Origin of the sequence: Micromonospora echinaurantiaca, assembly GCF_900090235.1 — a bacterium.
Taxonomy (GTDB): Bacteria; Actinomycetota; Actinomycetes; order Mycobacteriales; family Micromonosporaceae; genus Micromonospora; species Micromonospora echinaurantiaca.
Genome location: NZ_LT607750.1, coordinates 5,281,167 through 5,295,146 on the forward strand (window position 1 = coordinate 5,281,167; position 13,980 = coordinate 5,295,146).

The 13,980-nt window shown below is 73.7% G+C and carries 11 protein-coding genes; 1 reads left to right on the forward strand and 10 read right to left on the reverse strand.

Annotation, left to right across the window (positions count from 1 at the left end; genetic code table 11):
* Positions 1–66: 66 nt before the first annotated feature.
* Positions 67–2,292 carry a putative bifunctional diguanylate cyclase/phosphodiesterase gene (locus tag GA0070609_RS23710; RefSeq protein ID WP_088995822.1) on the reverse strand — a complete coding sequence of 742 codons (2,226 nt, stop codon included), beginning with the start codon at positions 2,290–2,292 and terminating at the stop codon, positions 67–69.
* A 515-nt stretch (positions 2,293–2,807) separates the two neighbouring features.
* Here GA0070609_RS23710 and GA0070609_RS23715 point away from each other — a divergent pair.
* On the forward strand, positions 2,808–3,662 hold the full coding sequence (locus tag GA0070609_RS23715; protein ID WP_231928400.1) for an alpha/beta fold hydrolase: 855 nt from the start codon (positions 2,808–2,810) through the stop codon (positions 3,660–3,662).
* 129 nt (positions 3,663–3,791) lie between these two features.
* On the opposite strand, the gene GA0070609_RS23720 is transcribed toward GA0070609_RS23715, so the two are convergent.
* From GA0070609_RS23720 to GA0070609_RS23760, 9 genes are all read right to left on the reverse strand, one after another.
* A complete protein-coding gene (locus GA0070609_RS23720) occupies positions 3,792–5,306 on the reverse strand; it encodes a hypothetical protein (RefSeq protein WP_088995823.1) in 1,515 nt (504 codons plus the stop codon).
* Entirely contained in the window at positions 5,303–6,400 is a 1,098-nt protein-coding gene (locus tag GA0070609_RS23725) for a hypothetical protein (protein WP_088995824.1), read from the reverse strand. The genes GA0070609_RS23720 and GA0070609_RS23725 overlap by 4 nt, the downstream gene beginning before the upstream one ends.
* Before the next feature lie 55 nt (positions 6,401–6,455).
* Positions 6,456–7,850 carry an MFS transporter gene (locus GA0070609_RS23730; RefSeq protein ID WP_088995825.1) on the reverse strand — a complete coding sequence of 465 codons (1,395 nt, stop codon included), beginning with the start codon at positions 7,848–7,850 and terminating at the stop codon, positions 6,456–6,458.
* Positions 7,851–8,133: 283 nt separating this feature from the next.
* Positions 8,134–8,367, reverse strand: a complete 234-nt coding sequence (locus tag GA0070609_RS23735; RefSeq protein WP_088995826.1) for a zinc-ribbon domain-containing protein — start codon at positions 8,365–8,367, stop codon at positions 8,134–8,136.
* 135 nt (positions 8,368–8,502) lie between these two features.
* Positions 8,503–9,339, reverse strand: a complete 837-nt coding sequence (locus GA0070609_RS23740; protein ID WP_172899397.1) for a CHRD domain-containing protein — start codon at positions 9,337–9,339, stop codon at positions 8,503–8,505.
* Between the two features lie 359 nt (positions 9,340–9,698).
* Positions 9,699–10,577 (reverse strand): SRPBCC family protein, encoded by an 879-nt coding sequence (locus tag GA0070609_RS23745; protein WP_088995828.1) that lies wholly within the window; start codon positions 10,575–10,577, stop codon positions 9,699–9,701.
* Entirely contained in the window at positions 10,570–11,127 is a 558-nt protein-coding gene (locus tag GA0070609_RS23750; RefSeq protein ID WP_088995829.1) for a winged helix-turn-helix domain-containing protein, read from the reverse strand. The genes GA0070609_RS23745 and GA0070609_RS23750 overlap by 8 nt, the downstream gene beginning before the upstream one ends.
* Before the next feature lie 91 nt (positions 11,128–11,218).
* Positions 11,219–12,562, reverse strand: coding sequence for a class I SAM-dependent methyltransferase (locus GA0070609_RS23755; RefSeq protein WP_088995830.1), 1,344 nt, complete (start codon positions 12,560–12,562; stop codon positions 11,219–11,221).
* Positions 12,559–13,959: an FAD-binding oxidoreductase gene (locus tag GA0070609_RS23760; protein ID WP_088995831.1), complete on the reverse strand. Its 1,401-nt coding sequence runs from the start codon at positions 13,957–13,959 to the stop codon at positions 12,559–12,561. The genes GA0070609_RS23755 and GA0070609_RS23760 overlap by 4 nt, the downstream gene beginning before the upstream one ends.
* Positions 13,960–13,980 lie beyond the last annotated feature (21 nt).

Below are 13,980 nucleotides of genomic sequence, written 5' to 3' on the forward strand. Positions count from 1 at the left end.
GACGCCGGTCACCCCGACCGCCGTGGCTTGCCCGAGCGCGCCCCGGCGCGGTGCCCGGCCGGGCGCTCAGGGTCGGGTGAGCGCGGTGTGCAGCTGGGCCAGCCCGGCGGGGCGGCCGTAGCGGTAGCCCTGCCCGTGCACGCAGCCGATCGCCGCCACCGCGGCGTGCTGCCGCTCGGTCTCCACCCCCTCGGCGACCACCGACAGCTCGAACGCCCCGGCGAGCCGGGTCACCATCTCCACCGTCGCGTACGCCCGGGCGTCGGTGTCGAGCCGCGCCACGAAGGACCGGTCGATCTTCAGTTCAGTGGCCGGGATCCGGTGCAGGTAGCTCAGCGCCGAGTAGCCGGTGCCGAAGTCGTCGATGGAGATCCGGATGCCCAGCTCGCGCAGCTGGCGCAGCCGGTCCAGCACGGCCTCGCTGCCGTCGATCAGCGCCGACTCGGTCAGCTCCAGGGTGAGCGCCCGGGGCGCCAGGCCAGCGCTGGCGGTGGCCGCGGTCACCGTGGCGATCAGGTCCGGCCGGCGCAGGTGCGCGGCGGCGATGTTCACCGCCACGGTCGCCTCGGTCCGCCGGTCCCGCCAGGTCGCCGCCGCCCGGCACGCCTCGTGGATCACCCATCGGTCGATCGGCACGATCAGACCGGTCTCCTCGGCCAGCGGCAGGAACCGGGCCGGGCTGAGCAGCCCGAGCCGGGGATGCCGCCAGCGCACCAGCGCCTCGGCGCTGCGTACCGCCCCGGTGGCCAGGTCGACGATCGGCTGGAACTCCAGGTGCAGCTGGCCCTCGTCGACCGCGCGGCGCAGGTCGGCGATCAGCTCCGCCCGGGTCACCGCCGACTCCCGGAGGGCCGGCGTACAGGTCCGGTACGCGGACTTGCCGGCGGCCTTGGCCGCGTACATGGCGATGTCGGCGTCACGCAGCAGGTCGGTGTGCGAGGCGTGCTGCGGGCCGTACTCGGCGATGCCGATGCTGGCCGACGGGTGCAGCCCCAGGTCGCCGTCGTCGTCGACCGGCTCCAGCGCGGCCAGCAGCCGCTCGGCGAGCCGCTCCGGCGACACCGGCCCGTCGCCGTCGACCAGCACAGCGAACTCGTCGCCGCCGAGCCGGGCGATGGTGCCGTCGCCGTCGACCGCCGTCCGCATCCGGTCGGCGACCCCGGTCAGCAGGCTGTCCCCGGTGGCGTGCCCGAACCGGTCGTTGACCTGCTTGAACCCGTCGAGGTCGAGCAGCAGCACGGCCACCGGCCGGCGGTCGCGCAGGGCGGCGCGCAGCTTCCGGTTGAACATCAGCCGGTTCGGCAGGCCGGTGAGCTGGTCGGCGTACGCCAGCCGGCGCAACCGGACCACCAGCCGCAGGTTCTCGTTGGCGGCCAGCCCCTGCCGCAGCGCCAGCGCGGCGAGCAGCGCCATCATGCCGAAGAAGACCAGGTGCGGGGTCTGCCCGGTCGGCTGGCGGGCCAGCACCACGGCCACGATGGCTCCACCCACCGGCAGGTACGGCAGCGCCACCCGCCACCACGGTGGCAGCGGCGATTCGGCCTCGTCCCCGTGGTCACACTCCGGCGGCGGCGGGTACCGGGTGGCCAGGCCGACCAGCAGGTAGCTCAACGGCCAGCAGAGGTCGATCGGGTGGCCGGAGAAGTAGTCGCCGCGTACGGCGAGCGAGACGTAGCCGGTGTCCGCCACCGCCCGCAGGGTGAGGCTGGCGCCGATCACGGTCATCGGCCGCCACGCCGGCCGGGCCACCGCGACCAGGATGGTCAGCTGCATCAGGTCGAGCATCGGGAAGAGCAGCCCGAGCGTACGCACCGGATCGGCCAGGTCGGCGGCGGCGACGTCGCGGACGACCACCACCCAGCCGATCGGCACCAGGGCGAGCCCGACGATCACCCCGTCCAGCACGGTCCGGGCCCGCCCGACGGCGGTGCGCGGGGCGGCGAGCGAGCAGAGCAGCGCGCCGGTGCCGGTGAGGATGCCCGCGATGAAGATCGCGCCGACCAGCGGCGTGTGCGGCAGGTCGCCGCCGAGCAGCCGGTCGACCGTCCACACCGCCCGGCCGAGCGCCGCCAGCGCCATGGTGGCGGCCAACAGCAGCCAGAACCGGCGCAGCGTCGTGGGATGCCGGCGGGCCGCCCCGAGACAGGCCAGCGCCGCCCAGCCGGCGACCAGCAGCGCGCCGACGTCGCTGACCAGGGCCGCGGCGGGCAACTCGGCGACCAGCCAGAGCGCCTCGCCGACCAGCACCGCGCCCGTGCTGAGCAGGCCGATCCGAGCGGTACGTGCCGACATCGGGCCGGCCGGGCGTCCCCACAGCGTCGGCGGTGCCACATCGGCCGGCGGGCCAGAGTCTGCGGGGTGGACCGCGGCGGCCGGCGCGGGGACGCCCCCGGCGGCCTGCTCGACGTGCTGTCGCGATCCGATCGCTCCGGCTCTCTCTCGTGCGCACCCTCGACGGCGAGGACCGGCCCGGCAAACCCGGAAAGCGTAGCGACGCGCTCAGCCGCCCCGCCAGAGCCGGACGGTCACCGGCACGCGTCGCGCGGCTCTGCCCGGAATCGGCGCGAACGTGCTCGCCCAGCGTCTCAGCGAGTTGGAGGTTTCGGCGTCCCGCACAAGCGCCGGCTCCCGCTACCCGCCAGCGCGACGGTCGGTGAACTCGCCAGTTGGGGGTACCCACAAACGGCACGCTTTGGCGCCAGGACACTGCAAGGCCCTCCTGAAACGCCAGGTCATGGCATCGATCCCGGCGTGTTTAGCGGACAGCAGATTGATCATCAGCAGCTCGGCGGCCTACCGTGGTGGTCGTGCATGAGGTTCACACGGGGGACGGACGGATCCTGGCAGTCGAGGAGTGGGGCGTTCCCGACGGAGCACCGGTGCTGTCGGTGTGCGGTAGTCCGATGAGCCGCCTGGCGCGGTATCCCGATCCGGCGCTTTTCGAGCGGCTCGGTGTACGGCTCGTCACCTACGACCGGCCGGGGTTCGGTCGCTCCACATCGAGACCGGGCCGTCGGGTCGTTGACGGTGCCGACGACATCGCGGCTATCGTCGACGCGCTCGATCTGGACCGGCTTTCGGTCGTCGGGGTATCTGGTGGCGGGCCACACGCTCTGGCGTTCGCCGCCCGGTACCCGGAGCGGGTCGTCCGGGTGGCGGTGCTGGCGAGCCTGGCGCCCCGCGACGCCGCCGGCCTCGAGTGGACGGCCGGCATGGCCGACGGCAATCGCCGCAGCGCGGCGGCAGCCTTACAGGGCCGCGCGGCCGTCGAGGCGCACCTCGCTGCTGTGGACCGGGCCGGGCCGGCGCTGTTGCCCGCCAACGACCAGGCCGTGCTCGCCAGGCCGGAGATCAACGCCATGGTCAGGGCGGCGTTCGCCGAGGCCGTCCGGCCGGGCCTCGACGGCTGGGTCGACGACGTGCATGCCCTCTTCGGTCTGCCGTGGGGTTTCGACCCGGCGACCGTGTCGCGACCGGTACGGGTGTGGCACGGCGCTCTCGACCAGGCCGTGCCCGCCGCGCACGGCCGGTGGCTCGCGGCGCGCATCCCCGGCGCCGAGCTCGAAGTCCAGCCGGACGCCGGTCACGCCGGTCACTTCGACGCGACACCGGCCGTCCTCGAGTGGCTGGTTGCGGCGCACGTCACCGCAAACGGACGCTGAATCCACCACCGCCCGCCGCCGGTCGTCGGCCGGGCCGGCCGCCACCGCTCGTTGATCATGAGGTTAGCGGCAGCGACGGAGATCGAGTCCGCCGCCAACCTCATGATCAACGGGGGTGGGCGGGCGGGGTCAGGTCCAGGGTTCGTCGGGGTGGGTGGGGAGGGGGTCGGTGGGGGTGGGGGCGGGGGTGGGTGGGCCGCCGTGGGTCCAGGGAGTCTCCTCGACGGCGGGGAACGTGGCGGCCGGCAGGAAGGCCTCCGACAGGGTGGTGTAGCAGAGCCGCTCCCCCGCCTCCGGCACGCTGCCCGGCGCGGCGGTCAATCCGCGGCCCATCCCGCCGGAGAGTTCCAGCACCACCTCGGTCTTGCCGTCCGCGGCCGGCGTCACGAACACCACCCGGGCCTTCTGCGCCGGCCGGGCCGGCGAGTACAGCACCGCCCCGACCGGCACCAGCACCGGCTCGGTGGTGACCAGCTGGATCCGGGGGCGCAGCACCGGCCGCTTGCCGCTGTCGTCCACCCGCTTCGGGTCGGCCAGCGTCACCTCGCCGACGAACGCCTCACCGGCCAGCCGGTGCTCGGCCATCACCAGCGCGTCGTCGTAGGCGCGCTGCACCGCGTAGGAGGTCAGCGCCCGTTCCAGGCGGTGCAACCGGGCCGCCGCCGCCACCGCCCCGTCGCGCCGCGGCTGCGGCCCGCCGCCCGCGTCGAGGTGCTCCGTGTAGCCGGTGAACGCGTCCCGGTCGCCGGCCCACCGACCCTCGACCCGGGCGCCCGGCGGCAGCGCGCGCAGCAACCCCACGCCGCGCCACATCAGCTCCCAGGTGGGCGCGAGCTGGTCGCGCAGCAGCCGTTCCAGCTCCGCGTACGCCGCCGCGCGGGCCGCCGGGTCCGCCTCGGCGGCGGCGTAGCCGGCGATCGCCGGGGCGAGCAGCCGGTTGTCGAACTCGGGATCGGTGGCCGGCCCGGCCGGCGGGCAGCGCGTCGGGTCCTCGGCCAGCGCCGCCGCCTCGGCGCCGGTGAGCCCGGCCGGCGGGTCGATCCAGCCGAGCAGCGCCGGCAGGTGCAGGTCCTCCACCGCGCTCTGCCCGGTCGCCCAGTGCAGGGTCAGCGCGTCGGTCATCGCCACCAGCGCCGACGAGCCCGGATGCTCGGCCCGCTCGGCGAAGAACGTCGACCAGCGGCCCAGCAGCGGCACCGACGGGGGCACCGGATGCTCGCCGTCCGTCCGGCGGAACCGGGTGGAGCGGCCGAGCAGCCGCAGGAAGGTGACCCCCGCCGGGTTCGGCACCAGCAGCTGCGGCGCGTCGACGTACCGGTGGCGGACGTCCCGGCCCCGGTCCACCGCGACCGCCTCGGTGGCTCCCCGGTGCCCGTCCAGGTACGGCAGCAGCACCGCCGCCAGCTCGGCGGCGAACGCGAAGCGCTGGTCGCGGTTGCGGGGCTGGGGCACGATCAGCAGCCGCGCCTCGTCCGGCGCCGCGCCGACCAGCATCGCCAGCGGGGCGTTCGCCTCGCCGGCCATCGCCAGCGGCACCAGCACCAGCGGCCGGGGCGACAGGTGCAGGTGCCGTACGGTGGCCACCGGCTGGGCCACCCCGGCGGCGAGCGCCTGCGCCTTCGCCAGCGCGCGCAGCGTACTCATGCGGGCAGCCCGAGGGCCTCGGCGCGCAACCGGGCGGCGGCGCGCAGCAACGCGGCGGCCTCCGCCTGCTCCGGCTCCGGGGTCCGCTCGCCGGTGGCGAGCGCCAGCACCTCGGGCACCGTCGGCACGCCGCCGAGCGCCTCGCGCACCGGTCGGCCCAGCGCCGCGGTCTGCTCCCGGGCCTCGTGCCGGCAGAAGTACGCCAGCTCGCAGGCGGCCAGGCAGTCCGGCGCGTAGCGGGCCTCCACCGTGGACAGCGCGGCGGTCAGCGTCGCCGGGTCGGCGGTCAGGTCGGCGGTGAACTCCTCGGGCACGGCCGCCAGCAGCGTGTCGATCCGGGCCATCCGGTCCAGCTGCCGGCGCAGCACCAGCAGCTGCTTGCGCACGTCGAGCAGGCTCGCCACCGGCTGGTTGGCGAAGTCGCGCGGGCAGACCAGCACCACGTCGTGCGACACCAGCTCCGGGTCGTGCCCCTCGACGGCGAGCAGCTCGCGCAGCGCCAGCACGTAGACGGCCGACTGGATCGCCGCGGCGGCCACCTTGCCCGGGTCGGCCTGCCCGTCGATCACCGGAAACGACTTGATCTCCACGACGTGGAACCGGCCGGCGAGCCGGGCCGCGACCAGGTCCGGCTCCAGGTGCACCCGCCGGCCGGCGACGTCCAGGCCGAGCAGCGGGTGGTCGAAGAGCGCCGCCGGCTCGTCCGGCCCGGCCGGTACGGCGGCGGTGAGCACCGCCCGCGAGCGCCGGTGCCGGTCCGGCAGGTCGTCCGCGCCGAGGTCGGTCCAGTCGGCCCGCTCACCGGGCGGCACCCCCAGCCGCTCCGCCACCAGTCGCAGCAGCTGTGCGCCGCCGTCCGCCTTGACCTGCGCCTCGAACGCGTTGCCCCGGGTGATGGCGAACCGGGACTGCCCGAACCGGGCCGGGAAGCCGATCCGCTCGGCCAGCTTCGGCTTGTCCACCCCGGCGCCGTCGAGGACCGCCCGCCGGGTGCAGCCCGGGTTGCCGGTCAGCGCGGCGATGGTGCGGGCGTTGTGCCGCCGGGCCGGCACCCCGCCGCGGATCGCCGCCAGTCGCTGCTCGCTGCTCGTCATGATCCGCCCAGAATAGGCCCGGACCGGCTCCGCGCCACGCGTGCCGCGACCGGGGTCAGCGGCGGCCCGCGGTGACCGGCACCGGCGCCGCTACGCCGCGCCGCACCAGGACGGCGACGAGCGCGGCGGCCACCAGCGCCACCCCGGCCATCGACCAGAGCACGGCGTGCAGCCCGCCGGTGAACCCCGGGTCGGCGAGCCGGCCGGCCGTGGTGCTGGCGACCACCGCCCCGACCACCGCGATGGCGACCGTCTCGCTCGCCAGCCGGGCCGTGTTGATCATCCCGGCGCCGGTCGCCGCCCGGTCCGCCGCCACGCTGCCGATGGCCAGCGCGTCGAGCAGCCCGATGGAGAGCCCCACCCCGACGCCGATGGTGAGCAGCGGCCCGGCCAGCACGCGCGGACCGCTGTCCGGGCCGAGAACGGTGGCCCAGGCAGCGCCGACGGCCACCACCGCGACCGACGCGACGATCACCGCCGGGGCCGGCACCAGCCGGGTCAGCGCCCCGCTGAGCAGCGGCAGGACCAGCGTCGGCGCGGTCAGCAGGATCAGCGTCGCGCCCGCCCCGGCCGGGCTCAGCCCGACCACCGTGGTCAGGTACGACGGCAGGTAGACCAGCAGCGGCACCAGCACGGCGACGATGGTGGCCGCCGCCAGGCAGATGCCCAGGAACCGGGGGCTGGCCAGCAGCGCCAGGTCGAACATCGGCTCGGCGCGACCCCGCTCGACCCGGACGAACACCACCAGCAGCGCCAGCGCGGCGGCGAACGCGGCGACGATGACCGGGTCGTCCCAGCCGTGTTCCGGGCCCTGCACGAAGCCGAAGATGAGCAGCAGCAGCGCGGCGGTGAACGACACCGTGCCCGGCCAGTCGATCCGGCCGCCCTCGGGCCGGCGGGACTCGGGCAGCAACGGCACCAGGGCCAGCACCACCAGACCCGCCAGCGCGGGCGCGGCGAAGACCGACCGCCAGCCGAACGCGTCGACGAGCAGCCCGGCGATGGACGGGCCGAACGCCAGGCCGGCGCCGATCGCCGTACCGAAGAGGCTGAACGCGCGGGCCCGGGCCCGGCCGTGGAAGGTGCCGGCGAGGATCGCCGACGCGCTGGTGGCGGCGGCCGCCGCGCCGACACCGGCGAGCGCGCGGACGGCGTCGAGCAGCACGATGTCGTCGGCGACCGCGGCGAGCAGCCCCGCGCCGGCGAAGATCGCGACGCCGGTGGCGAAGACCCGCCGCCGGCCCAGCAGGTCGGCGAGCGCACCGCTGGCGAGCATGAAGCTGGCGAAGGTGGCGTTGTAGCCGTTGACCACCCACTGCACGCCGGCCAGCCCGGCGTCGAGATCACGCCCGATGTCCGGCAGGGCGACCGAGGCGCCGGTCAGCGACACCGGCAGCGAGAGGGTGGACAGCAGGACAGCGACCAGCACGACGGCCGGATGGTTACGCACGATTCCCCCGTTCGGACGGCCGCCTCAGCGTAGGTGCCGCCGGTGGGGGCGGGATCCGCTCCGGGTCGAAGATCACACGAGATCGACAGCGCCGGGGGCTACCGGCCGGCCGAACGGTTCCAGGGGGAACGGGGAAGCGCGGTGCCGGCCAGCGGGCGGCGGTCGCGCCGGCGCCGGCGACGGCGGCCGGGGGTGCAGGGCGGCCGGGAGACGGTGTGCACGGGTGCCGCGGCGTCGGGCCGCCGGCCGATCAGCCAGCAGAGGAAGTGGGCCATCGGGGCGCTCAGCCGACCGCGATGCGCTCGGCGGCGGCCTTGGGGATCTCGTACTGGGCGCCGCAGAAGGTGCACTGCTGCAGGTAGCGGGTGCGGATCGGAATGATCGGGATGAAGAACAGGCTGAACTTCGTCGACCGGCGGGTGACCACCTGCGCGGCGTGGTTCCCGCAGTTACGGCAGACCTGCTGCGTCACGCCCGACTGGGTGACCTTGGTGCGGAGTCCGAAGATGAAGAACATCGCCCGGCAATACCCCGCGGGACGTCGTACCTCACCACCGACGGCGTCGTGTCGCTGCGAACCCGGCGAGGGAACGGCTGAACGCCCGTCCCGTGATGCCGGGCCGGGCGTTCAACCTGTCGCGCGTCGACAGGGTCACTCGTCGGAGTTCATCCACGCGGGCCAGCGGTCGCCGTCCTTGCCGTGGTCCCGGTCCTCGTCCTTCTTGTCCCGGTCCTCGTGGTCCTTGTCGTGGTTCCGGTCCTCGTCGCACTTGTCCCGGTCACGGTCCTTGTCGTCCTTGTGCCAGCCCCAGTCCTCGTGGTCCTTGTCCCGGTTCCGGTCGTCGTCGCACTTCCGGTCCTCGTCGCTCTTGATCTGGCCCCGGATCTCGCCGTTCGGGTACTTCTTGGTGTGCACGTTGACGTACGTGACACCGGCCTCGATGGCGTCGACGAGCTCGTCGAACTCGCCGGGCTCGATGCCCTGCGCGGCGGGGCCGACGACGTCATCGCGCTTGATGGTTCCCTCGACCTTGGCCGGGGACTTGGGGCAGGCCGGGACGTGCTTCGGCGCCCCGCCCTTCGCGTCCTTCAGGTTCGAGCACAGGAAGGCGGCGACCCCGCCGCTCTGGTGCCGGCCCCCGAAGTGGATGTGCGCCTGCTCGACGTCCTTCAGCTCGTCGTAGGTCAGCTTGTACTTGATTTCCTTGTTGCGTTCGTCGATGTGTGCCACGAACCGGCCGAAGCCGGGTGTGGAGATGGTCAGCGGGTCCTCCTCGTAGCCGCTGAGCTTGGCCCGGACGACCTGCTTGCCGCGCGAGTCACTCCAGTCCCACGAGCCGCCGTGCGAGTCGCGGGAGTCGTGCGACTCACGCTTGTCGCCCGAGTCGTCCCGGCCGTCACCCATGGCTGCGGTGCCCAGGGCGGTGGCCGCCACCGCCGCGCTGGCCGCCACCGCCACTGTCCACAGTCGAGTACGTCGGATCAGCATCTGTCGTTCCCCTCCTAGACGGGGCCCGAGCCCGGAACCGACGGGGTGGTGCTCGTCCGCCCCGGGCGCAGGCATGCGAAGGCGCCGCGCGCCGGAGAGACGTGACGTCGAAACCTCCGGCGCTCGGGATCGATTAACGCCCTATGGTGAAATTGTCCCATGTTTGGCGGAAACCTGAGACATCTTCACTGATTCGACCGTCAGGGACCTACGAGCGCTATGCAGCGGGCTGCGGCCTGTGCCGTCGGCCGGCCGGGGTGCGGCGTTTCTCCTGCGACACGCCGAACTGCCCGACCGCCGTCAGCGGTCAGGCAGTTCGGGGCGCCGGGCCGGTGGGGAGGCCCCGGCGCGGTGGCGGCTCAGCCCGCGGCGTTGGCCGTCTCGGTCTCCAGGCCGGGGATCTCCGCCGGCAGCCAGATCGGCTGCCAGTCCGCCACCTCATGGAAGCGGCGCAGCTCGGCCAGCCCCGACACCGACCCGGCCCAGGCCGCGTACGGCGGGTTCGTCTCGTCGAAGCCGCTCTGCACGAAGGTCAGCCGGGTCTTCCCGGCCGACTCGGCCAGCTCCCAGGTGACCACGCCCGTCGGGCCCCAGTCCACGGACATCTTCCGGCCGGGCTCCAGGTCGATGACCTTGGCCGCGTAGCCGGCGTCGAAGCCGCCCATCGCGTAGCGGCCGCCGACCCAGGGCTCGATGCCGATCGGGTAGCCGAACCAGGCGCTGGCCTGCTCGGAGTCGGTCAGCGACTCGTACACCTTGGCCATCGGGGCGTCGATGAGCAACTCGCCGCGCAGCTCCGCGGAGGTGAAGTCGACCTTGGGCACCAGCGGCGCGCCCTCCAGGTGGGCGGCCAGGTTGGCGATGGCGAGACTCCAGAACGTCTGCAGCACACCCCGGATGCTGCTGCCGCTCATCATCTCGTTGATGTCGAAGTGGCTCTGCGTCAGCGTGAGGACGGTCGTCTCCGCGCCCTCGGCGCGCAGCGCGAACTCGGTGGTCGTCTCCACCCCGTCGAGCAGCCAGGCGAAGCGGAGCGTGTCGTCGTCGACGTGCAGCAGCCGCTGGTGGGGGGCGTCACCCTCGGGAGTGAACCGGCCCCAGAACTCGTACCGCCCGGGAAGCTCGACCTCGGCGTGCTCGGCCAGCCAGACGCGCAGCTCGGCCGGGTCGGTCAGGGCGCGGCGGACGGCGTCGATCGGCGCGGCCAGGCGGGCGTGCAGCTTCATCGGTTCACTCACGGTCTCTCCCCTTCGGGTAGCAGGCCACGGCGAGCTTGAAGGCGTCCCCCTCGGCGCCCCCGTAGCGGGTGAAAAGGTCCTGCAGGGCGGACTGCAGGTCGTGCAGGAACTGCTGTCGTTGCGCCGCCGGCACGCGGATCTCGCCGGACACCCCGACCGAGGGCAGCTCGGGCGCGGCGCGGTCCAGCCCGGCGATGTCGGCCTGGACCTCCTCCATCAGGTCGAGCAGGTAGCCCAGGCTCAGCTCGTCCCGCGCCCGGCGCAACCCGATCCGGCCGACCAGCCGGGGCGAGAGCCAGTACGACCGCGCGGCCGCCTGGTAGATGCCCTCGGTGATGCCGCGGACCTTGCGCTCGTTGACCCGCTCGACCAGGCCGGCCGCCACCAGCTGCTTGACGTGGTAGTAGACGCGCTGCGGCGTCTGCTCCAGCCGGGTCGCGACCTCGGTGCAGGTGCGGGGTTCGGCCAGCTGCCGCAGCACCTCGACGCGCTGCGGCTTGAGCAGGGCCTCGGCCTGCTCGATCTGCTCCAGGTACAGGACTTCTCTCATGGCAAAGTTAGTTTGTACGTACAAAACTTGCTTGTCAATGAGTTCGACGAAAGGCCGCGCCTGCGCGCGGCCTTTCGTCAACGGGTGGTGGTCAGGGCAGCCAGTCCGGGCGCAGCGGGTAGCTGTTCGCCCCATCCGGCCCGTTGCGGGTGGCCAGCACCTGATGCAGCTGGATGCCGTTGAGCTCGAACGCCAGGCGGGAACCGGCCATGTAGAGCCCCCAGACCCGGGCAGTGCCCACCCCCACCTCGTCGACGCAGAAGTCCCAGTTCGCCACCAGGTTGCGGCACCAGCCGGCCAACGTCAGCGCGTAGTGCTGCCGCAGGTTCTCCTCGTGGTGCACCTCCAGCCCCACGTCGTGCAGCTCGCTGATCAGCCGCCCGGGGCCGGCCAGCTCCCCGTCCGGGAAGACGTACCGGTCGATGAACGCGCCCGAGCGGTGCGGGGCGTGGTTGTCCGCGCGGGTGATGCAGTGGTTGAGCAGGCGCCCGCCCGGGCGCAGCCGGTCCCGCAGGAAGCCGAAGTAGGCCGGGTAGTTGCGCACCCCGATGTGCTCGGTCAACCCGATCGAGGAGACGGCGTCGAACTGCTGCGGCGGCACGTCCCGGTAGTCGAGGTGGCGCACCTCGGCCAGCTCGGTCAGCCCCTCCCGCTCGATCGCCGCCTGGGCCCACTGCGCCTGCGCCCGGGACAGCGTCACGCCGAGCGCCTTCACGCCGTACTCCCGGGCCGCGTGCCGGACCATCCCGCCCCAGCCGCACCCCACGTCGAGCAGCCGCATCCCCGGCTTGAGCGCCAGCTTGCCGGCTACCAGGTCGTACTTGGCCGCCTGGGCCTGCTCCAGGGTGTCATCCGGGCTGTGGAACAACGCGCAGGTGTACGTCATCGACGGGCCGAGCACCTTCTCGTAGAAGGCGTTCGACACGTCGTAGTGGTGGGAGATCGCGTTGCTGTCCCGGGTACGGGAGTGCCGCAGCCCGTTCACCACCCGCTTCCACCGGGGCTGGGCCTCCTGCGGCGGCGGGGGCGGCGGCAGCAGCCGCTCCCAGCCCAGCCGGCGGACCAGGCTCAGTCCCTCGGCCAGCGGCGGCATCCGCAGGCGCATCTCGTCCTTGAGCACCCGCAGCGCCTCGTACGGGTCGCCCGGGTGGACCCCCTCCAGCGCCAGGTCGCCGCTGACGTAGGCGCGCGCCATGCCCAGGTCGCCCGGGGCGGTGAGCAGGTAGGACAACCCCCGCTCGGAGTTGATGGCCAGGGTGATCCCGGCGTCGGTCGGGCCGAACGCGCTGCCGTCGTACGCGGTGATCCGCACCGGCAGCGGGCCGGCGGTGACCGCACGGATCACGTCGGCCACGGTCAGGCCCCTGGGCCGGCCCCCCGCCGGCGGGGTGGCGGGAGTGCTCGCCGCTCCCTGGTCTCGATCGGTCAGGCTCATTGTCGTGCAACCGCCTTCTCGTACAGTCCGGTCAGCCGGTGATCCGGGTCGTAACGGTCCTTCACCGCGCGCCAGGTCTCGCCCCCGTAGAGCCGGTCGAAGGACGCCCGGTCGTAGTACGCGTCGGAGTAGAGCGACTTGTGCCCGCCCAGCTCCGACACCTCGCGCTCGATCGACCGGTTGACGTCGCCGTCGGCGGCGCCCTCCGCGATCGGCACACTCCCCCAGAATCCGATGTTGACGTAGTCCTGCCCCGGCCGTAGCGGATACAGCGGCCAGGCCCGCGCCGTTCCGGGGCCGGTCGGCTCGCGCAGCCGCAGCGGGCAGAGCCAGACCGGGCTCATCCCGACCTCACGGGCGAACCAGCGCAGGAACTCCGCCGTCCGGTCCAGCGGGATCTCCACGTCCTGCACCACCCGCTCCCGCGCCGGCAGGCCGCGCAGCCGGTCGATCCGCGCGGCCACCCCGTGCCGGTTCTCCAGCCGGACCAGCCGGTGGTAGACGTCGCTGCGCCGCCACCGCGCCGGCCAGATCCGGCGGACCACCGGATGCTGCACCCCGAAGGCCGCCGAGCACCAGAACCAGTCGGTGTCCCAACGCCACAGATAGTCGTACGCGGTCAGCGCGTCCCGGGTACGCCGGCGCAGCGACCGGTAGTAGATGTCCTGGCCGGTGTAGTCGCTGGTTTCGCCCGCGTCGTCGGTGAACGTGCCCAGCACCAGGTACGCCTCGCCGGGGCTGAACATCACCCCGTCCATCGCGTCCACCTCGACGCCGCCGAAGGAACGGGTGGCGCTCACCTCGCCGATCGCGTCGACCAACTCCTCCAGCCGGGTGAACCGCACGTTGCGCAGCGCCACCTGCCGGCGGACCGGCTGCAGTTCGATGCGCAGCCGGGTGGCGTAGCCGAGGCTGCCCAGCGAGTTGGGGAACGCGGCGAACAGGTCCGCGTGCTCACCATCGGGCCGGGCGGTGACGATCTCGCCGGCGCCGGTGAGCACGTCCAGTTCGAGCACCGACTCGTGCGGCAGGCCGTTGCGGAACGAGGTGGACTCGATGCCCAGCCCGGTCACCGCGCCGCCGAGGGTGATGGTGCGCAGCTGCGGCACCACCAGCGGCATCAGCCCGTGCGGCAGGGTCGCGTCGACCAGGTCCTCGTACGTGCACATGCCCTGCACGTCGGCGGTGCGGGCGGCCGGGTCGACGGCCAGCACCCCGGTCAGGCCGCTGACGTCCAGGCCCGGAACGCGGGGCGCAGATCGCGGGCGGAACAGGTTGGAGGTGCGCTTGGCGAGCCGCACCGGCTCACCGGCGGGCACCGCATCGTAGGAGCGCCGCAGCTGAGCCACCGCACTCTCGTGGTCGACCGGATGATGATCCACACGGACCGCGCACATGAGATCACTTTACGCTCCGAG

Coding starts and splice junctions, on each gene's coding strand:
- GA0070609_RS23710 (WP_088995822.1), bottom strand. CDS start 2,292: ATGTCGGCACGTACCGCTCGGATCGGCCTGCTCAGCACGGGCGCGGTG.
- GA0070609_RS23720 (WP_088995823.1), bottom strand. CDS start 5,306: ATGAGTACGCTGCGCGCGCTGGCGAAGGCGCAGGCGCTCGCCGCCGGG.
- GA0070609_RS23725 (WP_088995824.1), bottom strand. CDS start 6,400: ATGACGAGCAGCGAGCAGCGACTGGCGGCGATCCGCGGCGGGGTGCCG.
- GA0070609_RS23735 (WP_088995826.1), bottom strand. CDS start 8,367: ATGTTCTTCATCTTCGGACTCCGCACCAAGGTCACCCAGTCGGGCGTG.
- GA0070609_RS23740 (WP_172899397.1), bottom strand. CDS start 9,339: ATGCTGATCCGACGTACTCGACTGTGGACAGTGGCGGTGGCGGCCAGC.
- GA0070609_RS23750 (WP_088995829.1), bottom strand. CDS start 11,127: ATGAGAGAAGTCCTGTACCTGGAGCAGATCGAGCAGGCCGAGGCCCTG.
- GA0070609_RS23755 (WP_088995830.1), bottom strand. CDS start 12,562: ATGAGCCTGACCGATCGAGACCAGGGAGCGGCGAGCACTCCCGCCACC.
- GA0070609_RS23760 (WP_088995831.1), bottom strand. CDS start 13,959: ATGTGCGCGGTCCGTGTGGATCATCATCCGGTCGACCACGAGAGTGCG.